Here is a 26027-nt window from a genome sequence, read left to right on the forward strand (position 1 = left end):
GTCGTAGACGGGTCTGCTCAGGCGCCCATGGCGTCGACGAGGCTCTTGGGCCGCATGTCGGTCCAGTTCGACTCCACGTGGTCGAGGCACTCCTGGCGGCTCGCCTCGCCGAACACCACGCGCCAGCCGTCGGGCACCGGGATGAAGTGCGGCCACAGGGAGTGCTGGTTCTCGTCGTTGACCAGCACGAAGTAGGTGCCGTTCTCGTCCTCGAACGGGTTGGTGCTCATCGCGGGTCTCCTTCGGGTCGCGGCGTCGCCACGGCGGCGTCGACCGCCCTGGCGACCTCGTCAAGGACGTCCTGACGAGTCATCTCTTCGTGGGGTGCGGGCACGTCGTGCACGCGGATCGCACCGGTGACGTGCGGTGCCCACCGGCCCGGATCGCGGTCCGGGTGGTCGGCGGCGTCGGTGGCGCGGAAGAACAGCAGGTCGCCGTCGAAGCGGCGCGGTGTGTGGGCGGACAGCGCGCGACCGTTGGCCAGGTACGCGTCGAGCACGGCGCGCGCGAGCACCTCGGAGGTCTGCTCGTAGCCGCCGAGCTCGCCGCGCACCACGACGACGGCGCGGGCCCGGCCCTCGGGCGTGGCCAGGTCGGCGGAGGTCAGGCCGGTGCCGGCGAACGCGTCGGCGAAGACCTCCTCGGTGGTCATCGGGGTCGTGACGGCGCGGGGGTAGGAGTCGAGGACGGCGAGGAGGTCGACGGTCCCGCCGGACTCCTGGAGCCGGACGGCGACCTCGTGGGCCAGGTGGCCGCCCATGGACCAGCCGAGCAGCCGGTACGGCCCGTGCGGTGCGACCGAGCGGATGTGCTCGACGAACCGGGCGGCCTGGTCGCCGATCGTGCCGGGGTCTGCCCCGGAGAGGACGGCACCGGAGAGGTCGGCACCGGAGAGGTCGGCTTGGAGGCCGTACAGCGGCACGTCAGGGTCCAGCGCGCCGAGCAGCCCGGTGTAGCACCAGCTCAGGCCGGACGCCGGGTGCAGGCAGAACAACGGCGGCGCGTCGCCGCCCACCCGCAGCGGCAGCAGCGCGCCCAGGGCGTCCACGCCCGTCGCGGCCGGGTCGCCGTCGAGGCGGCGGGCCAGTTCGGCCGGGCTGGGCGACTCGAACAACGTCCGCACGGTCACGTCGGCGTCGAAGCGGGACCGCACCCGGTCGGCCAGCGTCACGGCGAGCAGCGAGTGGCCGCCCGCCGCGAAGAACCCCCGGTCCGGGTCGAACCCGTCCACCCGCAGCACCTCGGCGAACATGCGGCACAGCAGGTCCTCGGTGAGCGTGCGCGGCGCGCGTCCGGCGGTCGCGGCGGACCGGGGCGCGGGCAGGGCCCGGCGGTCCAGCTTGCCGTTCGCGTTGAGCGGCAGCGCGACCAGCTCGGTGACCGTGCCGGGCACGAGGTGCGCGGGCAGTTCGGCGGCCACCTGGTCGCGCACCGCGTCCGGGTCCGGTGACGCGCCGGGCTCGGGCACGTAGTACGCGGCCAGCCGCTGGTCGCCGGGCAAATCCTCGCGCACCGCGACGGCCGCGTGCGCCACCCCGGCGCAGCGCGCCACGGCGGCCTCCACCTCGCCCAGCTCCACCCGGACGCCCCGCAGCTTCACCTGGTCGTCGGCACGGCCCAGGTACACCAGCGCGCCGTCGTCGTCCCAGCGGGCCAGGTCACCGGTGCGGTACAGGCGCGAGCCGGCCGGGGCACCCGACGCAACGCCGTACGGGTCGGCCACGAACCGCGTGGCGGTGACGCCGGGGCGGCCGACGTAGCCGCGGGCCAGCTGCACGCCCGCCAGGTACAGCTCACCGGGCGCGCCGGGCGGCACCGGCGCGAGCCGCGCGTCCAGCACGTACGCGCGGGTGTTCCAGACGGGCCTGCCGATCGGCACGCGCGGGTCGTCGGCGTCGCAGTGCCACGACGTGACGTCCACGGACGCCTCGGTGGGGCCGTAGAGGTTGTGCAGCTCGGCGGAGTAGGCGGCCAGGAACCGGTCCCGGGTGGCGGGCAGGAGGGCTTCGCCGCTGCACACCACCCGCCGCAGGGTCGGGCACGGCACCGGCTCCACCAGGAACGCGTCCAACATGGACGGTACGAAGTGGGCGGTGGTGACGCCGTGCTCGTTGATCACTCGGGCCAGGTGGGCCGGGTCGCGGTGGCCGTCCGGTGCGGTCACCACGATCGCCGCGCCCGCGATCAGCGGCCAGAAGAACTCCCACACCGACACGTCGAACGTGCACGGCGTCTTGAGCAGCACCCGGTCGGCCGCGGTGAGCCGGTAGCGGTCCTGCATCCACAGCAGGCGGTTCACGATCCCCCGGTGCGGCACGCCGACGCCCTTGGGCGTGCCGGTGGAGCCGGAGGTGTGGATCACGTACGCCAGGTCGTCCGGCGAAGCCCGGCGCGGCGTCACGTCCGGCGCGTCTTCACCGTGCACGCCCACCACCCGCAGGCCGTCGAACGCCGCCGCGTCGTCGGTCACCACGCACACCGGCCGCGCCTCGGCCAGCAGCACGGCGCGCCGCCGGGCGGGCAGGTCGGTGTCCAGCGGCAGGTAGGCCGCACCGGACTTCAGCACCGCCAGCAGCGTCACGACCAGGTCGGCCGAGCGCGGCAGCGACACGGCCACCAGCGCGTCCGGTCCCGCGCCCGCCGCGACGAGCCGGCGGGCCAGGCGGTCGGCGGACTCGTGCAGCGCGGCGTAGTCCAGCACGCGGTCGTGGTCGATGACGGCGGTGGCGCCCGGCGAGGAGGTCGCCCGGCGGTCGAGCAGGTCGGTGAGCGTGACGTCCTCGACCGGCGTCGCGGTGTCGTTCCACGCGCGCAGCACGCGGTCGCGGTCGGCGTCGTCCAGCGGTGTCGACGCGCTCAGCGGCCGGTCCGGGTGCTCGACCAGGTCGGTCAGTGCGCGCAGCAGCCAGCTCAGCAGCCGGCGGGCGGTGGCGGCGTCGACCAGGTCGGGTCGGCGGTCCAGCCGGAACGCGAGGTTCGGCCCCGGCACGCCGATCAGCGTCACCGGGTAGTGCGTGGCGTCCCGGGCCTCCACGTCGATCAGGAACGCCCCACCGGCCAGCTCGGTGTTGTCCTCGTCGCCCGCCGGGTAGTTCTCGAACACCAGCGTCGTGTCGAACAGCGGGCCGCGCCCGACCCGACCCTGGAGCTCGGCGAGCCCGACGTGCTGGTGCTCCATCAGCCCGGTCTGCTGCGACTGCACCGCGTCGAGCAGGTCCGCGGCGGTGTCGTCGGGCGACCAGGCCACCCGCACCGGCAGCGTGTTGATGAACAGGCCGATCATCCGCTCCACACCGGGCAGCTCCGGCGGGCGGCCGGACACCGTGCCGCCGAACACCACGTCCGTGCGGCCGGTGTGCAGGCCGAGCGCGAGGCCCCACGCGGCCTGCACGACGGTGTTGACCGTCCAGCCGCGCTCGCGGGCCAGCTCGGACAGCCGCCCGGTCAGCTCCTCGCCGAGCTTCACCTCGAGCTGCTCGGGCGGCGCCTGCTCACCGGGCCGCGCCGGGCCGCCCACCAGGGTCGGTTCGGTGACGCCGTGCAGCACCTCGTCCCACGCCTTGCGGGACACCTCCTGGTCGCGGGCGTCCAGCCACGCCAGGTAGTCGCGGTAAGGGGCGACGGGCGGCATGCCCTTCTCGTCGCCGTGCCGGTCGTAGAGCTCGAACAGCTCGTCCAGCAGCACGGGCATCGACCAGCCGTCGACCACGATGTGGTGCAGGGTGAGGGCGAGCCGGAAGTCCTTGAACGGCATGCGGAACAGCACGCACCGCAGCGGCACGTCCTCGTGCAGCGCGAAGCGGCGCAGCCGTTCGGCGTCGTAGCGCTCCTCGAACCGCGCCTCCGCCTCGGCGACGGACAGCGTGGAGCAGTCCACCACCTCCCACGGCACCTCGACGTGGTCGAGTACGACCTGCACCGGCTGGTCGAGGCCCTCGTGCACGAACACCGACCGCAGCCCGGCGTGCCGTCGCACCAACGCCTGCACGGCGTCGTGCAGCGCGTCCACGCCGAGCTCGCCGTACAGGTCGACAGCCACCTGGACGGTGTAGAAGTCGAGGCCGTCGGTGTCGTGCAGGGCGTGGAACAGCAGGCCCTGCTGCAACGGGGCCAGCGGAAGGATGTCCTCGATGCGCGGCGCGCTCATGAGCTGTCCAGTCATGATCGGCGTGCCTTCCTCATCATGGCCTCCAAGCGGTCGATGTTCTTCTGCGACAGGGGGACCAGCGCCACGTCGGAGGGCGTGAGACCGCCGGCGCGCGGGTCGCGGGCGTGCGCGGCGAGCGCGGCCAGGGCGTCGCGCCACAGCCGGCCCAGCGCGACGACGTCCGGTTCCTCCAGCAGGGCGGCGGGCCACGACAGCGCGGCGACGAGACGCGGCCCGTCCGCGCCGTCCTCGGTGAAGGCGTTGACCTCCAGCACGTGCGCGAACGGCAGGCCGTCGTCGCCGACCGCGCCGCCCGCCTCGGTCAGCGGGGTCCAGTCGCGGCCGGTCGCGCCGACGCTGGTGCGGCCCAGGTAGTTGAAGCCGATCTGCGGCGCGGGGCAGGCGGCGAGCTTGCCCGCGGTGTCCGGGTTGAGGTGGCGCAGCAGGCCGTAGCCCAGGCCGTGGTCGGGCACCGCCCGCAGCCCTTCCTTGACCTGCTTGAGCGCCGTGCCGACGGGGTCGCCGGCCGCGAGCACGTCATCCCACCGCAACGGCGGCACGTCGACCCGCACCGGGTAGAGGTTGGTGAACCAGCCGACCGTGCGGGACAGGTCCAGTCCGGGGGCGACCGCGTCCTCGTGCCGGCCGTGGCCCTCGCGGTCGACCAGCAGCGCGTCGGGCAGCCGCTCGCCGCGCCGGGCCAGCCACTCGCGCACGGCCAGGCCGAAGCCGGTGAGCAGCACGTCGTCCACGCTCACCCGGAACGCGGCGGGCGCGGTCGTCAACAACGCCGTGGTGACGTCCGGATCCACCTCGACCACGGTGGTGCGCGCGGTGGCCAGGGTGTCGCGGCGCGGGTCCAGGGGACGTGCGGCGAGGGCGGGCTGGGCGGTGTCGGCGGTGGCCAGCCAGTGCGGCACCTGCTCGGCCCACCGCGGCTCGGTCGCCGCTTCCGCCAGCCGGGTCGCCCAGCGCCGCCACGACGTGCGCACCGGCGGCAGCTGCGGCTCCACGCCCAGCCGGGCGGCCGTCGCGGCGGTGGCGAGGTCGGGCAGCAGGATCCGCCACGACACCCCGTCGACGACCAGGTGGTGCGCCATGACCAGCAGCCGGCCGGGCGCGTCGGGCCCGGCGTCGAACCACACCAGGCGCACCACCACCGCGTCGTCCGGCCGCAGGGCGCGGCGGGCGGACTCGGTGTGCTCGGCGATCACGGCCGCCAGCTCGTCCTCCCCGAGCCCGGCGACGTCCACGCGGGCCACGTGCTCCTCGGCCCGCACCGCGCCGTGCGGCAGGACTTCCAGCGCCCACCGGTCGTCGTCGCGGCGCAGCCGGGCGCGCAGCGCGTCGTGGTGGTCCAGCACGGTGGCCAGGGCGTCCACCAGGTGCCCGGTGGTGAGGCCGGCGGGCGTGGCGACCACGTGCGACTGGTTGAACCCGTCGACCGGGCCGCCACCGGCCCGCAGCCACTCCACGATCGGCAGCAGCGGCACGTCACCGACGCCGTCGCCGTCGGCCACGTCGTCGTCCTGCTCGGCCAGCGGCACGGCGACGTCGGCCAGGCGGCGGACGGTCTTCAGCTCGAACACGTCGCGCGGGGTGAACACCCAGCCGGCCGTGCGGGCGCGGCTGACCAGCTGGATCGACATGATGCTGTCGCCGCCGAGGTCGAAGAACCCGTCGTCCACGCCGACCCGGTCCACGCCGAGCACGTCGGCGAACACGCCCGCCAACGCCTCCTCCACGGCGGTGCGCGGCACGGTGACCGGCGCGGTCTCCCGCCGCGGCGCGGGCAGGGCGCGGCGGTCGAGCTTGCCGTTGACGGTCAGCGGCAGCTCCGGGAGCACCACGAACGCCGACGGCACCGAGTAGTCCGGCAGGGCGGCGACGGCGGCGGCCCGCGCACCGGCCACGTCCACGTCGGCGCCGACCAGGTAGGCGACGAGGCGGCGTTCACCGGGCCGGTCCTCGCGGACCACGACCGCCGCGCCCGTGACGCCCGCCCGACCGGTCAGCGCGGCCTCGACCTCGCCGAGCTCGATGCGGAAGCCGCGCAGCTTCACCTGGCCGTCGGTGCGGCCGACGAACTCCAGCCTGCCCTCGCGGGTCCAGCGGGCCAGGTCGCCGGTGCGGTACATGCGGTCACCGGGACCGCCGTGCGGGTCGGCCACGAACCGCTCGGCGGTGAGCCCCGGCCGGGCCAGGTAGCCGCGGGCCAGCTTGCCGCCCGCGATGAACACCTCGCCGGTCACGCCCGGCGGCACCGGCTGGAGCCGGCCGTCCAGCACGCGCAGCGCGGTGCCCGCCATCGGGACGCCGATCGGCAGCGGGCTCGGTGCCACGTCACCGGGCAGCAGCACGTGGCGCGAGGCGAACACCGTGGTCTCGGTGGGGCCGTAGCCGTTGACCACCACGAGGTCGGGGCAGGCCCGCCGCACGGCCGCCACGGCGTGCTCGGACACCACGTCGCCGCCCGTCCACACCTCGCGCAGCGGCGCCAACGCCTCCGGCGCCTCCTCCGCGACGACCCGGAACAGGCCGGCGGTCACCCACAGCGCGGTCACGTCGTGCCGGCGGATCGCGGCGGCCAGGCCCGCGATGTCCACCTCGCCCGGTGAGTCGACGATCGACGTGCCGCCGTTGAGCAGCGGCACCCACATCTCGTAGGTGCTCGCGTCGAAGGCGTAGGAGGAGTGCACGAGGACGCGGTGGTGCGCGCCCGTGGTGAAGATCGGGTCGGTGACCAGCTCGGCCACGTCGCCGTGGGTGACGGCCGCGCCCTTCGGCACACCCGTGGACCCGGAGGTGTGGATGACGTAGGCGAGCTGGTCGGGGTGCGGCGTGGGCAGTTCCGCGTCGGGCGCGGGCGGCAGCGGTGCCGTGAAGTCCACGACGCGCGCCGGTGCCGCGAGACCGGCGGGCAGCTCGGCGCGGTCGGTGAGCAGGACCTGCGCGGCCGTGTCGGCGAGGATCAGGTTGTGCCGCTCGGCCGGGTTGCCGTCGTGCAGCGGCACGTACGCGCCGCCCGCGTGCAGCACGGCGAGGCTCGCGACGGTCCGCTCGGCCGTGCGCCGGGCGAGCACGGCCACCCGCGTCTCGGGCCGCACGCCGACCGCGACCAGGTGGCGGGCCAGTGCGCGGACCCGGGTGTCCACCTCGGCGAAGGTCAGCTCGCGGTCGCCGTCCACCAGGGCGACGGCCTGCGGCACCCTGGCGACCTGCGCGGCGAAGCGGCTCACGATCGTGCCGCGTTCCCGGTGCGAGGCGCTGCGGCCCCACACGTCCAGCACGACGCCGCGCTCGCCCTCGCCGAGCACGGGCAGGGCGCTGACCGGCGTGGTGGCGTCGGCGGCGACGGCCCGCAGCACGCGGGTGAGCCGGGCGCCGAGGGCTTCGACCGTGGCGCGGTCGAACAGGTCGGTGGCGAACTGGATGGTGCCCTCCAGACCCGCCTCGGTCTCACCCAGGTCGAACGACAGGTCGAACTTCGCCGGTCCCTCGCCGAGGTCCACGAGGTCCAGCCGCAGGCCCGGCAGGTCCAGGTCGGGCTCGGGCGCGTTCTGGAGCACGAGCATCACCTGGAACAGCGGGTGCCTGGCCACCGAGCGCTCGGGGTTGAGCGCGTCCACGAGCCGGTCGAACGGCAGGTCCTGGTGCGCGAACGCGGCCAGGTCGGTCTGCCGCACGCGGCCCAGCAGCTCCTCGAACGCCGGGTCGCCCGACGTGTCCGCGCGCAGCACCAGCGTGTTGACGAAGAACCCGACCAGGTCCTCCACCGCGGCGTCGGTGCGGCCCGCGACCGCCGTGCCGAGCACCACGTCCTCGCCCGCGCCCAGCCGGGTCAGCAGCGCCGAGATCGCCGCCTGGACCACCATGAACAGGCTCGTGCCGCTCCGGCGGGCCAGCGCCAGCAGGTCGGCGTGCAGGTCGGCGGCCACGCGCCACGGCACGAGGCCGCCCCGGTGGGAGGCCACGGCGGGCCGGCGGCGGTCGGTGGGCAGTTCGACGGCGTCGGGGATGCCGTCGAGCTGCCGCCGCCAGAACTCCAGCTGCGCCGCGCCCACCGAGTCCGCGTCACCGTCCGCGCCGAGCACGTCGGCCTGCCACAACGCGTAGTCCGCGTACTGGACGGGCAGCTCCGGCAACTCGGGGGCGCGGCCGGCGAGGCGGGCGCGGTAGGCGTGGCCGAGGTCGCGGGTCAGCGGCGTGAACGACCAGCCGTCGCCCGCGATGTGGTGCAGCACCAGCAGCAGCACGTGCTCCGACGGCGACAGCTCGAACAGCCACACCTTCAGCGGCAACTCGCGGGACAGGTCGAACGTGCACGCCGCCGCGTCGTCCAGCCGTTCCCGCAGCACGGTCGCGTCGGTGGTGCGCACGCTGAACGCCCGGGTCAGCATCTCGTCCGCCTCGGCGGCGGCGATCACGAGCTGGCGCGGCGTGCCCTCGGTCTCGGGGAACACCGTGCGCAGCGACTCGTGCCGGGCCAGGACGTCGCCGAGGGCGGCGCGCAGCGCGGTCACGTCCAGGTCGCCGGACAGCCGCAGCGCGATGGGGATGTTGTACATCCCGCCCGCCCGCTCCAGCCGGTCCAGGAACCACAGGCGGCGCTGGGCGAACGACAGCGGAACCACGTCCGGCCGTTCGACGCGGGTGACGCCCTGGCGCGCGACGCCCGCCGTGGTGGCGCGGGCGGCGAGCATCGCGGGCGTCGGCGCCTCGAACACCGCGCGCAGCGGCAGCTCCACGCCCAGCGCCGCGCGCACCTGGCTGACCAGGCGGGTGGCGAGCAGCGAGTGGCCGCCGAGGTCGAAGAACCCGTCGTCCACGCCGACCCGCTCCAACCCGAGCACGTCGGCGAACACCGCGCACAGCACCTCCTCGGCGGGGGTGCGGGGCGCGGCGTCACCGACCGCGGCGGCGTCCGGGGCGGGCAGCGCGCGGCGGTCGAGCTTGCCGTTGGCGTTCAACGGGAACGCGTCCAGCGCCACCAGCGCGGCGGGCACCATGTACGCGGGCAGGACCGAGCGGGCGGTGTCGAGCACGGCGTTCGGGTCGGCGACCCGTCCGGTGACGTAGCCGACGAGCCGCTTGTCCCCCGGCCGGTCCTCGCGGACCACGACGGCGGCGCGGTCCACGTCGGCGTGCCGGGTCAACGCGGACTCGACCTCGCCGAGCTCGATCCGGAAGCCGCGCAGCTTCACCTGGTCGTCCGAGCGGCCCAGGTACTCCAGCTGCCCGTCCACGCCCCAGCGCACGAGGTCGCCGGTGCGGTAGAGGCGCCCGCCCCGGCCGAACGGGTCGGCGACGAACCGCTCGGCGGTCAGCGCGGCCCGGCCGACGTACCCGCGGGCCAGGCCCTCGCCCGCCAGGTACAGCTCGCCGGGCGTGCCGGGCGGCACGGGTCGCAGCGCGGCGTCCAGCACGTAGGCGCGGGTGTTCCACAGCGGACGGCCGGTGGGCGCGGGCCCGTCCAGCGGGTCGGCCGCCGCGGTGCCCCACTGGAGCGTGTAGACGGTGGCCTCGGTGGGGCCGTAGATGTTGTCGATCCGGGCGGCGGGCAGGGCGGCGCGGACGTCGTTGAAGACGCTCGCCGGCAGCCCCTCCCCGGCGAGCACGACGGCCCGCGCGTCCAGCTCGACACCGGCGGCCAGCACCTGCGCGAACACCGACGGCACACCGCTGACCAGGCCACCGGCCCAGCCGCCGCGCTCCACCAGTGCGGTCAGGTTCTCCACCACCTCCACCCGCCCGCCGACGACGAGCGGCGTGAACAGCTCGAACACCGACACGTCGAAGTTGAGCGAGGTGGACAGCAGCACCGAGGACAGCTCCTCGGCCGTGAAGTGGTCCGCGGCCCACCCGACGAGGTTCGCCATGCCGCGCCGCGTCACGGCCACGCCCTTGGGCCGGCCGGTGGAGCCGGAGGTGTGGATGACGTAGGCCAACGACCCGCCGTGCACGGCCGGGGCGGGCGGCGCGACGGGCCGGGTGAGGCGTTCGGCGACGGCCGGATCGTCGAGCAGGACCAGCCGATCGGCGGCGGCGGTGAGGCGGTCCGCGGTGGTGGCGTCGGCCAGCACGCACACCGGGCGGGTGTCCTCCAGCACGAACGCGATCCGCTCGGCCGGGTGGCCGGGGTCCAGCGGCACGTACGCGCCGCCCGCCCGCAGCACCGCGAGCAGCGCCACCACCGCGTCGGCGGTCCGCGGCAGCGACACCGCGACCAGCGCCTCCGGCCGGACGCCGCGTTCCACCAGCACGGCGGCGAGGCGGTCGGCGCGGGCGTCGAGCTGGGCGTAGGTGAGCGTGCGGTCGGGGCCGACGACGGCGACCGCGTCGGGCGTGCGGCTCGCCTGCCGGGCGATGAGCTGTTCCACGAACACGTCCGGCACGGGCCGCGCGGTGTCGTTCCACCGGTGCAGCACGCGGTCGCGCTCGGCCGGGTCGAGGACGTCCACCTCGCCGAGGCGGATCGCCGGGTCCGCCACGACCGCCTCCAGCAGCCGCACGAGCCGCCGCGCGAGCGTGCGGGCGGTGGACGCGTCGAACAGGTCCAGCGCGTGTTCCAGGTCGCCTTCCACGCCGGCCGGCCGGCCCGCGTGGTCGTGGGTCTCGCGCAGGTCCAGCAGCAGGTCGAACTTGGCCGCGCCGCCGGGCACCTCTTCGAGGTCGATGGCGAGGTCGGGCAGGTCCAGGTCGGCCTCGGGCGTGTTCTGGAGCACGAGCATCACCTGGAACAGCGGGTGCCGCGCCAGCGACCGGCGCGGGTTGAGCACTTCCACCAGGCGCTCGAACGGCACGTCCTGGTGCGCCAACGCGGCCAGGTCGGTCTGCCGGACCCGCTCCACCAACTCCTTGAACGTCGGGTCGCCGGACGTGTCGGTGCGCAGCACCACCGTGTTCACGAAGAACCCGACCAGGTCGTCCAACGCCTCGTCGGAACGACCGGCCACCGCCGTGCCCAGCGGGATGTCCGTGCCCGCGCCCAACCGCGTCAACAACGCCGCCACCGCTGCCTGGAGCACCATGAACACGGTCGTGCGGGTCTGCCGGGCCAGGGCGACGAGCCTGGTGTGCGTGTCGGCGTCCAGCCGGAACGGCACCCGCCCGCCCCGGTAGGACGCCACGGCCGGGCGCGGCCGGTCCGTCGGCAGCTCCAGCACCTCGGGCAGGCCGGCCAGCCGGGAGCGCCAGAACTCGACCTGCGCCGCGAGCGCGCTGCCCTCCTCCTCGTCCGACCCGAGCACCCGCCGCTGCCACAACGTGTAGTCCGCGTACTGCATCGGCAGCGGCGGCAGGTCGGGGGCCCCGCCGGCGAGCCGGGCGCGGTAGGCCGTGCCCAGGTCGCGCAGCATCGGCGTCAACGACCAGCCGTCACCCGCGATGTGGTGCACCAGGAACAGCACCACGTGCTCGTCGGGCGCGAGCTCGAACAGCCACACCCGGCACGGCAGCTCGGTGGCGAGGTCGAACCGGTGGCCCAGCGCGTCGGCGAGGGCGGCGGGCAGGTCGTCCTCCTCCACCTCCACGTGCACGACCGGCAGGGTGGGCGCGGTGAGCACGTGCTGGCGCGGTTCGCCGTCGACCTCCGGGAACGTGGTGCGCAGCGACTCGTGCCGCGCCACCACGTCGCCGAACGCCGCGACGAGCGCGTCCCGGTCCAGCCGGCCGGTCAGGCGCAGCGGCAGCGGCACGTTGTACATGCCGGCCGCCTCCTCCAGCCGGTCCAGGAACCACAGGCGCCGCTGGGCGTACGACAGGGGCAGCACGTCCGGGCGCGGCAGGACCTCGACGTCGTGGCGGGTGCCGCGGGCGCGTTCGGCCAGCGCCGCCAGCGCGGCGGGCGTGGGCGCCTCGAACACCGACCGGATGGACAGCTCCACGTCCAGCACGGACCGGACCCGGCTGACCAGCCGGGTGGCCAGCAGGGAGTGGCCGCCGAGGTCGAAGAAGCTGTCCTCCACGCCCACCGACGGCAGGTTGAGCACCGTGGCGAACACGCCGACCAGCACTTCCTCGGTGAAGTTGCGCGGCGCGCGGCCGGTCGCGGCGGTGCCGCCGACCACGTCGGGCGCGGGCAGGGCGCGGCGGTCCAGCTTGCCGTTGGTCGTCAGCGGCAGCGCGTCCAACCGCACGAACGCCGACGGGACCATGTAGTCCGGCACGGCAGCGGTGACGTGCGCGTGCAGGGCGACCGGGTCGAAGTCGTGGCCCTCGGCGGGCACGACGTAGGCGACGAGCCGCTGGTCGCCGGGCTGGTCCTCGCGCACGACCACGCCGACCGGGCCGACCGCCGGGTGCCGCGACAGCACGGACTCGATCTCGCCCAGCTCGACCCGGTAACCGCGGATCTTCACCTGGTCGTCGGCGCGGCCCGCGAACAGCAGGTCGCCGTGCTCGCCCCACCGCGCCAGGTCGCCGGTGCGGTACATGCGCGAGCCCGCGGCGCCGTACGGGTTGGCCACGAACCGCCCGGAGGTGAGGCCGGGGCGGGCGACGTAGCCGCGGGCCAGGTTCTCGCCCGCGATGTAGAGCTCGCCGACGACACCGGGCGGCACCGGGCGCAGCGCGTCGTCCAGCACGTACGCCTGCGTGTTCCACAGCGGACGGCCCAGCGACAGCACCTCGGCCGGGATCTCGTCGCCCGGCTCGACCACCAGCGACGTGCAGCCGACCGTGGTCTCGGTGGGGCCGTACTCGTTGACCACGCGCGCGCCGGGGTGGCGCTTGCGCCACACGTCGAGCTGCGCGCCGGGCAGCGGCTCGCCACCCAGGACGAGCTCGGCGGTCGGCGAGTAGGTGTCCGGCAGCACGTCCAGCACGGACAGGTGGCTCGGCGTGCCCTTGAGGAACGCGAAACCGGCCGCCGTGGGGCTCGCCGGGTCGATGCCGTCGTCGGCCAGGTCGCCCAGGTGCACCGCGCCGCCGGAGATCAGCGGCGCGTACAGGCCCGTGACGGTGAGGTCGAACGTGACCGGCGAGTGCAGGAACGCGCCGGACCGCACGGACGGGTAGGCGTCGACCGACCACTGGAGGTAGTTCACCGCCGCCCGGTGCTCGACCAGCGTGCCCTTGGGCCGGCCCGTGGAGCCGGACGTGTAGATGACGTAGGCGGCGTGCTCCAGCCGCAGCGGCGAGCGCCGGTCCGCGTCGGTCAGCGGCTCGGCGGACCGGGAGTTGCAGTCGAGCTCGTCCAGGACCAGCGCCGGCACGTCCAACGCGGCCAGCCGGGGCGCGAGGACGGCGTCGGTGAGCAGCCGCACGGGCCGGGTCTCGTCGAGCATGTCGGCCAGCCGCTCGGTCGGCTGGTCGGGGTCCAGCGGCAGGTAGCCCGCGCCGGTCTTGAGCACCGCGAGCAGCGTCGTGACCAGCCGCGCGCCGCGCGGGAGCGCCACCGCCACCAGGCTCTCCGGCCCGGCGCCGTGCTCGACCAGCAGGCGGGCGAGGCGGTTGGCGTCGGCGTGCAGCTCGGCGTAGGTGCGCCGGTCGGCGCCGTGGACGACGGCGGTCGCACCGGGGGTGGCCGCGGCCTGCCGGTCCAGCAGCGCGGTCAGGTGCAGCGGCTCCACGGCGTGGTCGGTGGCGTTCCAGTCGACCAGGATGCGCTCGCGGTCGTCCGCGTCGAGCAGGTCCACCGCGTCGACCGACCGGTCCGGGTCGGTGGCGATGGCGCGCAGCACCAGCCGCAGCCACTCCCCCATCCGCGCCACGGTCGCGCGGCCCAGCACGTCCGGCCGGTAGTCCAGGCGGAACGCCAGCCGCTCGCCGGGCAGGCCGACCAGGCTGATCGGGTAGTGCGTGGCGTCGCGGGCCTGGAAGTCGGTGATCCGCACGCCGCCGCCCAGCACGGGCGCGGTGTCCACGTCGACCGGGTAGTTCTCGAACACCATCGTGGTGTCGAACAGCTCGCCGTGGCCGGTGCGGCGCTGCACGTCGGCCAGCCCGACGTGCTGGTGGGCGATCAGTCCGGCCTGCCGGTCCTGCACGGCGGTCAGCAGCTCGCCCAGGTTCTGCCCGGCGGTCCACGCCACGCGCACCGGCAGCGTGTTGATGAACAGGCCGAGCATCGTCTCCACGCCCGGCAGCTCGGCGGGCCGGCCGGACACCGTGCCGCCGAACACCACGTCCCGGCGGCCGAGGTAGCGGCCCAGCACCACGCCCCACGCGCCCTGCGCGAGCGTGTTCATCGTCCAGCCGCGGGCCCGGGTGGTGCGGGTGAGCGCGTCGGTCAGCTCGTCGTCCAGCTCGACCAGCACCCCGTCGGGCACCACGGAGGCGTTGGTCGCGGCCGAGCCGACCAGCGTCGGCCCGTCGAGCCCGGCCAGCACCTCGTCGTAGGCGGCCAGCGCGCCGTCGACGTCCTGGCGCTTGAGCCAGCCGAGGTAGTCGCGGTAGGGCGTGACCCGGGGCATGGACGAGTCGTCGCCCGCGAGCTCGTAGAGGGTGAACAGCTCGTCCAGGAACACCGGCGTGGACCAGCCGTCCATCAGGATGTGGTGCATGGTCAGCAGCAGCCGGTGCACTCGGCCGGGCAGCACGACCAGCACGAACCGCAGCAGCGGCGCGCGGGCCATGTCGAAGCGGCGGGCGCGCTCCTCGTCGACCAGCTCGGCGTACCCGGCCTCGGGGTCGGCGCCGCCGGTCAGGTCGACCTCGCGCCACGGCGCGCGCACCTCGCGGCGCACCACCTGCACGGGCCGGTCGAGGCCCTTGTGCCGGAACCCGACGCGCAGGTTGGCGTGCCGGCGCAGCAGCGCGTCGGCGGCGGCGCGCAGCGCGGGCACGTCCACCGGGCCGGTCAGCTCGGTGGCCATCTGCACGGTGTAGACGTCCAGGCCGTCGCGGTCGTACAGGGCGTGGAAGAGGAACCCCTCCTGCAACGACGACAGCGGCAGGACGTCCTCGACTGCGGACTTCTTGCTCATCGGTCCAAGTCCTCGCTCTCGTCTTCGTCGTCTTCCAGCAGGTCCAGCTCGTCCTGGCTGAGCGGCACCAGGTCCACGTCCGACGGCGTGAGGCCGCCCGCCGCGGCGCCCCGCACGTGCTCGACCAGCCCGCCCAGCGCCTGCCGCCACGCCGCGCCGAGGTCGTCGGCCTCGGTGTCGGCGAGCAGGTCGGCGGGCCAGGCGAGGGTGGCGGCCAGGCGCGGGCCGGCCGGGGTGTCCTCGGTGACGGCGGTGACCTCGATCGCGTGCACGAACGGCAGGTCGTCGTGCCCGACGGGGGCGGTGAAGCCGGGCGCGGGCAGCCACAACCGGTCGCCGCCGGGCGCCGCGGTGTCGACGCGACCCAGGTAGTTGAACGCGACCTGCGGCGCGCCCAGGCCCGCGAGCTTGCCCGCCGTGTCGGCGTTGAGGTGGCGCAGCAGGCCGTAGCCCACGCCCTTCTCCGGCAGTTCGCGCAGCTGTTCCTTGACCCGCTTGAGGGCCGCGCCCGCGGCCGGTCCGCCCGCCAGCAGCTCGGGCCAACCGACCCGGCCGGGGTCCAGCCGCACCGGGTGCACGCTGGTGAACCAGCCGACCGTGCGGGACAGCTCCACGTCCGGCACCACGTCCTCCCGGCCGTGGCCCTCGACCTGGAGCAGCACGGAGGTCTCCGCGCCGCGACCGCGCCGTTCCCGCCACCGCCCGACGGCCAGCGCCAGCGCGGTCAACAGCACGTCGTCCACCCCCGCGTGGAACGCGGCGGGCACCTCCGTGAGCAGCGGCGCGGTCTCCTCGGCGGTCAGCCGGACCTCGCTGGTGCGGGCCGTGCCGACGGTGTCGCGGGCGGGGTCGAGCGGGCGGGCGCCGAGCAGCGGGTCCGGGCCGTCGAGGACGGCGGTCCAGTACGGGAGCTGGTCGGCGCGCGCCGGGTCGTGCGCGGCGTCGTGCAGCAGGTGCGACCACCGCCGCCACGACGTCCACACCGGCTCCAGGCCGGGCTCCCGACCGGCCGCCAGGGCGTGCCACGCCTGGGCGAGGTCGGGCAGCAGGATGCGCCACGACACGCCGTCCACCGCGAGGTGGTGCACGACCAGCAGCAGGTCACCGGGGTGCGCGGGGCCCGCGTCGAACCACACCGCCTGCACGAGCCGGCCGCGGGCCGGGTCCAGGCGTCGCCACGCGGTGTCGGCCTCGGCCCGGACGGCGGCGGCCCGCGCCGTGTCGTCCAACCCGGTCACGTCCACCCGGCGGGTGACGTCGGCCGCGAGGACCGCGCCCGGGTCGGCGATCTCGTAGACCCACTCCCCCTCGTCGTCGCGGGCCAGGCGGGACCGCAGCGCGTCGTGGCGGTCCAGCAGCGCGTCCAGCGCGCCCAGCAGCCGCTCCCAGCCCAGCTCGGCCGGCACCGCGACGAGCTGGGCCTGGTTGAAGCCGTCGAGCGTGCCGCCGCTGTCGAGGAACCAGCGCACGACCGGCGTGAGCACGGCGGGTCCGCTGCCGGTGGTGTCGGGCACGAGCCGCGCGTCGGCGGGTTCGACGGCCACCAGGGCGAGCTCGGCGACGGTCTTGCGCTCGAACACGTCGCGCGGGGTGAACACCAGCCCCGCGCGGCGGGCGCGGCTGACGAGCTGGATGGAGCCGATGCTGTCGCCGCCGAGGTCGAAGAAGCTGTCGTCCACGCCCACGTCGGACAGGCCGAGCACGTCGGCGAACACCGAGCACAGCGCCTCTTCCCGCGCGGTGCGCGTGCCGCTCGACCGCGACACCGGCTCGGGGGCGGTGGGCGCGGGCAGCACGGCGTGGTCGAGCTTGCCGTTGCGGCTCAACGGCAACTCGTCCAGCACCACCACCGCGGCCGGCACCATGTAGTCCGGCAGTTCGGCCCGCAACGCCGACCTCAGCGCCGCGGTGTCCAGCTCCCGGCCGGGGGCCGCGGTGACGTAGGCGACGAGCCGGGGCGTGCCGCCGTGGTCGGGGCGCAGCAGCACGGCGCACGCGTCCACGCCGTCGTGGCGGCGCAGCGCGGCCTCCACCTCGCCGGGCTCGACCCGGAAGCCCCGGACCTTGACCTGGCTGTCGACGCGGCCGAGGAACTCCACGTGCCCGTCGGGCAGGCGGCGGGCCAGGTCGCCGGTGCGGTACATGCGCGCCCCGCCGCCCGCGAACGGGTCCGCGACGAACCGGTGCGCCGTCAGCGCGGGCCGGTCGAGGTAGCCGCGGGCGACGTTCGGGCCGGACAGGTACAGCTCGCCGGGCACGCCGACCGGCACGGGCCGCAGCCACGCGTCGAGGACGTGCGCCCGGGTGTTGAGCACGGGCGTGCCGATGACCGGCGCGGCGTGGTCGGACAGGTCGGCGATCATTGAGTCCACTGTGGACTCGGTCGGGCCGTAGAAGTTGAACGCCACCAACCCGGGCGTGCCGCGCAGCGTCTCCCACAGGTGCGCGGGCACCGCCTCGCCGCCCAGCAGCACGACGGACGGGAACCGCTCGTCGTCGTCGAGCAGGCCGTGCGCCACCAGGTGGTCCACGTAGGACGGCGTGGTCTCGATGACGTCGATCCGCTCGCGCCGCAGGTGGGCGACCAGGGCGGCCGGGTCGCGGCGCGCGTCGTCGCCGATGACGTGCAGCTCGTGGCCCGCGACCAGCCACAGCACCGGGTCCCACGACGCGTCGAACGCCACGGGCGCGGTGAGCGCGGACCGCAGCCGGTCGCGGCGCAGGCGGCGGGCGACGGGCGTGAACACGTGCTCCTCGTGGTGGCGCAACAGGTTCACCAGCGAGCCGTGCTCCACGACGACGCCCTTGGGTCGCCCGGTCGACCCGGAGGTGTAGATGACGTACGCGGCGTCCCGCGCGGTCAGCGGCCGGGTGCGGTCGGCGTCCGAGGGAGCCGTGTCCGGCACGTCCGGCAGGGTGTGGGCGGTGACCGAGCCCTCGACGACCACAGCCGGGCGGGCGTCGGCGAGCGTGGCGCGCCGCCGTTCCACCGGGTGGTCCGGGTCCAGCGGCAGGTAGACCGCGCCCGCCTTCAGCACGCCCAGCAGCGCCACGACGGTGTCGACCGAACGGGGCAGCACCACCGCCACCACGTCGCCGACCGCCACGCCGCGGCGCAGCAACGAGTGCGCGAGCCGGTTGGCGCGCCGCTCCACCTCGGCCGCGGTGAGCCGCACGGCGTCGGCCACCAGCGCCCGCTGGTCGCCGCGGGTCGCCGCGAACCGCTCGAACGCGGCGAGCACGGTCGCGTCGGTCACCGGGCCGACGGGTCCGGCCGCGCCGCGGGCCAGGTGGTCCGCCTCACCGGGCGCGAGCAGGTCCAGCTCGCCGATGCGGCGGGCCGGCTCGGCCGTGGCCTGGTCGAGGACCCGGGCGAACCAGGCCGCGACGCGGTGCGCGGTGTCGGCGTCGAACAGGTCCCGGCTGAACTCCAGCTCGCCGTGCAGGCCCGCGGGCTCGCCGTCCTCGTGCCGTTCGGCCAGCGTGAACGACAGGTCGAACTTGGCCGGCCCGGCGGGCAGGTCCACCACCTCGGGGGTGACGCCCGGCAGGTCCAGGTCGGGGTCGGCGTTGTTCTGGAGCACCAGCAGCACCTGGAACAACGGGTGCCTGGCCAGCGACCGCTGCGGCGCCAGCTCCTCCACCAGCCGGTCGAACGGCACGTCCTGGTGGGCGAACGCGGCCAGGTCGGTTTCGCGGACCCGGTCCAGCAGCTCGGCGAACGCGGGTTCGCCCGACGTGTCGACCCGCAGCACGAGCGTGTTGACGAAGAAGCCGACCAGGTCGTCCAGCGCCTCGTCGCGGCGACCGGCGACCGGCGTGCCCACCGGGATGTCCGTGCCCGCGCCCAGCCGCGTCAGCATCGCCGACAGCGCCGCGTGCAGCACCATGAACGTGCTCGCGCCGTGGGCGGCGGCCAGGCGGGCGACGCGGGCGTGCACGTCGGCGTCCAGGCTCAGCGGCACCGAGCCGCCGTCGTGCTCGGGCCGGTTCGGGCGTGGCCGGTCCGTCGGCAGGTCGAGCGTGTCGGGCAGGTCGGCCAACCGGGCGCGCCAGTGGTCGAGCTGGGCGCGCAACGCGCTCTGCTCGTCCTCGTCGGAGCCGAGCACGTCGTGCTGCCACAACGTGTAGTCCGCGTACTGCACGGGCAGCGGCGTGAACTCCGGCGCGACGCCTTCGTGCCGGGCGCGGTAGGCGACGCCGAGGTCGCGCAGCAGCGGCGCGAGGGACCACCCGTCGGCGGCCACGTGGTGCAGCAGCAGGAGCAGCACGTGGTGGTCGGCGGCGAGCCGGTACAGCCGCACGGCCACCGGCAGGTCGGCGGCCAGGTCGAACTTGTGCCGCACGGCGTCGGCCAGGTCGGCGGGCAGCGCGTCCCCGGTGGTGTCGACCCGCCGGGTGGCGGCGCTGAGCAGCGCGGTCGCCGCCGCCGGGTCCAGCACGGCCTGCCGCGGCGCGCCGTCGACCTCGGGGAACACCGTGCGCAGCACCTCGTGCCGGACCACCACGTCCGCCACGGCGGCCAGCAGCGCGGCGTCGTCCAGCGCGCCGGTCAGCCGCACGGCCAGCGGCACGGAGTACATGCCGCCCGCCTCGTCCAGCCGGTCGAGGAACCACAGGCGCTGCTGCGCGGCCGACAGCGGTACCACCTCGGGCCGGGGCCGGGGTGTGACGCGGGCGCGGGCGGGCGCGGCGTCGTGCAGGACGCGGGCCAGCCCGGCGGGCGTCGGGTGCTCGAACACCGCGCGGATCGGCGCTTCCACGCCCAGCGCCGCGCGGACCCGGCTGATCAGCCGCATGGCCAGCAGCGAGTGGCCACCGAGGTCGAAGAACCCGTCGTCCACGCCCACCTCGGGCACGCCGAGCACGTCGGCGAACAGCGCGCACAACGTCCGCTCCACCCCGTGCGCCGCCCGGGACGTGGCCGTGGCGGTGGCCGTGGGCGCGGGCAGTGCCTGCCGGTCGACCTTGCCGTTGCCGTTGAGGGGCAAGGCTTCCAGCTCCGCGAAGACCGACGGCACCATGTACGCGGGCAGCGCGTCGCCGACGTGCTCGCGCAACACCGCCTGGTCCGGGGTGGCGCCCTCGGCGGGCACCACGTAGGCCACGAGGCGGCGTTCACCGCGGTGGTCGGCGCGGACGGCGACGACGGCGTGCGCCACGTCGGGGTGCCGGGCCAGCACGGCCTCGACCTCGCCCGGCTCGATCCGGAACCCGCGCAGCTTGACCTGGTCGTCGGCGCGCCCGTGGAACGCCAGCCGCCCGTCGGGCAGGCGGCGCACGAGGTCGCCGGTGCGGTACATGCGGTCACCGGGCGGCCCGTACGGGTTGGGCACGAACCGCTCCGCGGTCAGGCCGGCGCGCCGCAGGTAGCCGCGGGCGAGGCCGGTGCCCGCCACGTACAGCTCGCCCACCGCGCCCGGCGGCGTGAGCCCCAGGTCGGCGTCGAGCACGTGCACGCGGGTGTTGTCCATCGGCAGGCCGATCGGCATGGACTCCGGGTCGGGCTCGCCGGGCCGCAGCGCGAAGCGGGTGGCGAACGTCGTGGTCTCGGTGGGGCCGTAGCCGTCGACCACGGTCAGCTCCGGGCAGTGCGCGCGCACCCGGGCCACCGCGGCGGCGGGCACGACGTCACCGCCGGTCCACACCTCCCGCACGCCCGCCAGGCACGTCGGCGCTTCCTCGGCGACCAGCCGGAACAGGCCCGCGGTGAGCCACAGCGCGGTGACGCGGTGCTCGGTGACGACCCGGCCGAGCGTGGCGATGTCGAGCACGCCGGGCGGGGCCACGACGACCGTGCCGCCGGACAGCAGTGGCGCCCACAGCTCGTAGGTGGAGGCGTCGAACGCGTGCGAGGAGTGCAGCAGGACGCGGGCGTGCGCGGGTGTGGTGAACAGCCGGTCGGTGGCCAGCTCCACGACGTTGGCGTGGGTGACCGCGACGCCCTTGGGCACGCCCGTCGAGCCGGACGTGTGCATGACGTAGGCGAGCTGGTCGGGGTGCGAACGCCGGTTCAGCGGACCGGCGGCGGGCGGCTGCTCGTCGGTGCGCAGGACCCGCGCGGGGGCGGTCAGCCCTCCGGGCAGCTCGGCCCGGTCGGTGACCAGGACGGGCGCGCCGAGGTCGGCGAGCACGAAGTCCAGGCGCTCCACCGGGTACGACTCGTGCAGCGGCACGTAGTACCCGCCCGCCTTGAGCACCGCGAGCATCAGCACGACCAGCTCGGGCGACCGGTCCACCAGCAGCGCGACGGGCGTCTCGGTGCCGACGCCGGCGGCGGCGAGCCGGTGCGCCCACCGGTCGGCCGCGGCGTCGAGCTGCCCGTACGTGAGGACGCCCGCGTCGGACGCCACGGCGGGCGCGTCGGGCGTGGCGGCGGCCTGCGCTTCGAACCGCGCGGCCAGGGACGTGGCCCCGACGCGGCGGGCGGTGTCGTTCCAGGTGACCAGCTCGGCGTGCCGCTCCTCGGGGGTGAGCAGGTCCAGGCGGGTGAGCGGCGTGGCCGGGTCGGCGGCGACGGCGGCCAGCAGCGTGCCCAGGCGGGTCACCAGGTGCCGCGCGCCCGCCTCGTCGAACAGGTCGAGCGCGTACTCCAGGGCGCCGGCGACACCGGTCACCGCGCCGCTGTCGTCCCGGGTCTCGTACAGGTCGAACCACAGGTCGAACTTCGCCACGGCGGTGCGCAGGTCGGCCACCGCGACGTCCAGGCCCGGCAGGTCGACGTCCGGGTCCGGCGTGTTCTGCAGCACGAGCATCACCTGGAACAGCGGGTGCCGCGCCAGCGACCGGCGCGGGTTCAGCTCCTCCACCAGGCGCTCGAACGGCACGTCCTGGTGCGCCAACGCGGCCAGGTCGGTCTGCCGGACCCGCTCCACCAACTCCTTGAACGTCGGGTCGCCGGACGTGTCGGTGCGCAGCACCACCGTGTTCACGAAGAACCCGACCAGGTCGTCCAGCACCTCGTCGGAACGACCGGCCACCGCCGTGCCCAAGGGGATGTCCGTGCCCGCGCCCAACCGCGTCAACAACGCCGCCACCGCGGCGTGCAGGACCATGAACACGCTGGTGCGCGTCTCCCGGGCGATGTCGGCCAGCCGCGCGTACAGCTCGCCGTCCACGGTCAGCGGCACGCGTGCGCCCCGGTGCGACGGCACATCCGGGCGGGGCCGGTCGGTCGGCAGCTCCAGCACCTCGGGCAGCCCGGCCAGCCGGTCGCGCCAGAACCGGACCTGGCGGCTGAGCGCGCCGTCCGGGTCGTCCTCGTCGCCGAGCGCTTCCCGTTGCCACAGCGCGTAGTCCGCGTACTGCAACGGCAGCGGCGTGAACTCCGGGGTGGTGGCCGCGTGCCGGGCGCGGTAGGCGGTGCCGAGGTCGCGCAGCAGCGGGGCCAGCGACCAGCCGTCCGCGGCGATGTGGTGCACGACCAGCAGCAGGACGTGCTCGTCGGGCCCGGTCTCGAACAGCCACAGCCGCCAGGGCAGGCCGTCGGCCAGGTCGAAGCGGTGGCCGGTGGCGGCGGTCATCGCCCCCGCCGGGTCCGCGACGGCCACCGTCTCCACGTGGTCGGGCAGCAGCCGCAGCGCGTCGGCCGCGTCTAGCACCTGCTGCACGGGTTCGCCGTCGACCTCGGGGTAGCGGGTGCGCAGCGGCTCGTGGCGCGTGACGACGTCACCGAGGGCGGCCACCAGCGCTGCGCGGTCGAGCGGACCCGTGAGGCGCAACGGCAGCGGCACGTTGTAGGTGCCGCCCGCCTCGTCCAGGCCGTGCAGGAACCACAGGCGGCGTTGGGCGGACGACAGGGGCAGCACGTCCGGGCGCGGCCGTGCGGTGGGGCGCGAGCGGGCGGCGGACGCGCCGGCCACGACGAGCGCCAGCCCGGCGGGCGTCGGGTGGTCGAACACCGACCGCAGCGTCAGTTCCACGCCCAGCGCGGCCCGCACCTTGCTGATCAGCCGGGTGGCGAGCAGCGAGTGGCCGCCGAGGTCGAAGAACCCCTCGTCCACGCCGACCCGGTCGACGCCGAGCACGTCGGCGAACACCGCGACCAGCAGCTCTTCCCACGGCGTGCGCGGCGCCCGGCCGGCCGCCCCCGCGTCGGGTGCGGGCAGCGCGTGCCGGTCGAGCTTCCCGTTCGGCGTCAACGGCAGCGCGTCCAGGGCGACGAACGCCGACGGCACCATGTACCCCGGCAACCGGGCCTCGGCCGACGCCCGCAGCGCGGCGGTGTCCACGGCGGCCGGCGTCACGTACGCGACGAGCCGCTTGTCACCGGGCCGGTCCTCCCGCACCACGACCGCGAGCGCGCCGACGTCGGCGTGCCCGGCGAGCGCGGCCTCGACCTCGCCCAGCTCGATGCGGTGGCCGCGGACCTTCACCTGGTGGTCGCGGCGTTCCAGGAACACCAGCGACCCGTCGGCGCGGCGCACCACGTAGTCGCCGGTGCGGTACATGCGGCGGCCGGCGCGCGGGGTGAACGGGTCGGGCACGAACACCGCGCCGGTGCGGCCGGGGTCGCCGAGGTAGCCCCGGCCCACGCCCTCACCGCCGACGTACAGCTCACCGGGCGTGCCGACGGGCACCGGCCGCAGCCGGTCGTCCAGCACGTAGAGGCGGGTGTTGCGCAGCGCGCTGCCGATGGGAACGCCGTCGGCGACGTCGTCGGGCGAGGTGATGAAGGCGTGCGTGACGTCGTCGGCGCACTCGGTGGGGCCGTAGGCGTTCATCAGCGGGATGGACGGGAACGCGGCGAGCCAGCGGACGCACAGGTCGGCGGGCAGCGCCTCACCGGTGGCGACGAGCAGGCGCAGCGACGCCAGACCCGGCCGGCCACCGTCGGCCTCCCACGACTCCAGGGCCGCGCGCAGCAGTGACGGCACCACTTCGAGGACGGCGACGCCCTCGGCGTCGGTCCGGTCGAACAGGGCGCGCGGGTCGGCCGCGAGCTCACGGCTGACGACGCGCGTGGTGCCGCCGACCACGAGCGGTGCGAGCATCTGCCAGATGCTGATGTCGAACGTCAGCGGCGCGTTCTGCACCACCACGTCCACATCGGACAGACCGCAGTCCTCGACCTTGGTCAGCAGGTGGTTCACCATGCCCCGGTGCGTGACCATGGCGCCCTTGGGCTTGCCGGTCGACCCGGAGGTGAACAGCACGTACGCCAGGTCGTCGCCCGCGCCGACGGGCTCGGGCCAGGAGCCGGTCACCTCGTCGGAGACCAGCAGCAGGTCCACGTCCCCGGCCAGGTCGGCGGCGAAGGGGGCCACCGCAGGCGAGGCGAGCACCAGGCGCGCCCCGCTGTCGGCCAGCAGCGCACGACCGCGGGCGATCGGCGAGTCGGAGTCCACCGGCACGTACGCCGCGCCCGCCCCGAACACCGCCAGCACGGACACCACGAAGTCACGGCCCGGGGCGGTCGGCAGCGCCACCACGTCGCCGCGCTCGACGCCCGCGTCCCACAGCCTGCGGGTCAGCGCGGCGGCACGGCCGGCCAGCTCGGCGTAGCTCGTCGACCCCTCGTCGTCCACCACCGCCACCGCGTCGGGCGCACGGCGGGCGTGCTCCAGCACCCGTCGCACCACGCCGTCCGCGTCGCTCAACGGGGCGTCGGTCCGGTTCCAGCCGTCCAGCGCCAGCTCGCGCTCGCCGTCCGCCACCAGGTCGAACGCCGCCAGCGGCGCGTCCGGGTTCGCCAGCAGCCGGTCCAGCAGCCGCAGCAGCCGGTCGAGGTGGTCGGCCACCTCCTGCTCGCGGTACAGGAACTCGTTGCCGTCCAGGTCGATCCGCACGGGCTTGCCGTCCGACCGGTCGTAGGCGGTGATCTCCACGTCGTCGATCACGCCGTTGGACAGGTTGTGGGCGGTGACGCCGTGCCCGCCGAAGGTGACGTTGTAGTCGAACGGCATGATGTTGACCACGACGTTCGCCAACTGGCCCGCTCCGCGCACCAGGCCCAGGTCCCGGAGCACGTCCTCCTGCCGGTACCGCTGGTGCTTGAGCGTGTTCCGCGCCTCCGCGGTCGTCCGCCGCAGCACGTCGACGAACCTGACCGACGGGTCGACGTCCACGAACAGCGCGAGGATGTTGCTGACCATGCCGGGCGTCTCGCGCAGCAGCTTGCTCTTGCGCGCCATCACCGGGAACCCGACCGGCGTCGTGCGCGCACCCGTGACCAGGTGCAGGTACACCGCGGTCGCGGCGGTCAGCGCCATGGGCCAGGTCGACGCGTGCGCCCGGGTGAGCTCCTTCATCCGGTCCATCACCGCGGGCTCGACGTGCGCGGTGGCCCGGGCCGGGCGGGCGCTGGCGGGCGCGGTGCCGGACGTGAGGCCGACGGGCGCGGGCCGGTCGGCCACGCGGGCGCGCCAGTGCTCCTGGTCGCGCAGGTAGGCCGCGGACGCGCGGTAGGCGGCGTCGTCGTCCAGGTACTGCTGGAGCGTGGCGAACGCGCCGGGCGGCGGCTCCTCCCCCGCCACCAGGGCCGAGTACACGGCGGCCAAGCGGTCGGTGAAGATGCGGCCGCTCACGCCGTCGGCGATGACGTGGTGGTTGCGCTGGTAGTACAGGAACCGGTCGGGTTCGACCTTGAACAGCGCGTCCACCGACAGCGGACCGCGTTCCAGGTCCATCGGCCGGTACAGGTCGGCGTCCATCCACGCCACCGCGTCACCGACCGGGTCGGCGCGGTCGGTGTGGTCGAAGTAGTGCAGGTGCGGGTCGGGAGCGAGGAACTGCCACACGCCGTCGGCGTCCTCGGTGAACCGGACCTGGACGGTCTCGGCCTCCAGCACGGTGCGGCGCAGCGCCTCCTCGAACAGCGCCACGTCCACCGGGCCGTGGATCTCCAGGTACTCCGACATGACGAACGCGTTGTCGGGGTTCAGCCGCTGGCCGTACCAGATCCCCAGCTGTCCCGGGGAGAGCGGCCACCGCCGCCTGTCCTCGCTCATGGT

At 75.3% G+C, this 26027-nt stretch carries 4 protein-coding genes; all 4 read right to left on the reverse strand.

Going from position 1 to position 26027, the window contains the following annotated elements; all coding sequences use genetic code 11:
- Positions 1 to 17: 17 nt before the first annotated feature.
- Genes ACIQMJ_RS09585 through ACIQMJ_RS09600 form a run of 4 tightly spaced genes read right to left on the reverse strand, consistent with a single transcriptional unit; the run spans position 18 to position 26024 of the window.
- Entirely contained in the window at positions 18 to 230 is a 213-nt protein-coding gene (locus tag ACIQMJ_RS09585) for an MbtH family protein (RefSeq protein ID WP_387495759.1), read from the reverse strand.
- Positions 227 to 4162 (reverse strand): amino acid adenylation domain-containing protein, encoded by a 3936-nt coding sequence (locus ACIQMJ_RS09590; protein ID WP_499760501.1) that lies wholly within the window; start codon positions 4160 to 4162, stop codon positions 227 to 229. Before ACIQMJ_RS09590 ends, ACIQMJ_RS09585 begins: the two co-directional genes overlap by 4 nt.
- The gene (locus tag ACIQMJ_RS09595; RefSeq protein ID WP_499760502.1) at positions 4159 to 15075 is read right to left on the reverse strand and encodes a non-ribosomal peptide synthetase; all 10917 of its coding nucleotides are present in this window, start codon (positions 15073 to 15075) and stop codon (positions 4159 to 4161) included. Before ACIQMJ_RS09595 ends, ACIQMJ_RS09590 begins: the two co-directional genes overlap by 4 nt.
- Complete coding sequence (locus ACIQMJ_RS09600; RefSeq protein WP_499760503.1) at positions 15072 to 26024, reverse strand: amino acid adenylation domain-containing protein; 10953 nt, start codon at positions 26022 to 26024, stop codon at positions 15072 to 15074. The genes ACIQMJ_RS09595 and ACIQMJ_RS09600 overlap by 4 nt, the downstream gene beginning before the upstream one ends.
- Positions 26025 to 26027 lie beyond the last annotated feature (3 nt).

The sequence above is a fragment of the Actinosynnema sp. NPDC091369 genome (assembly GCF_044757065.1).
GTDB lineage: Bacteria > Actinomycetota > Actinomycetes > Mycobacteriales > Pseudonocardiaceae > Actinosynnema.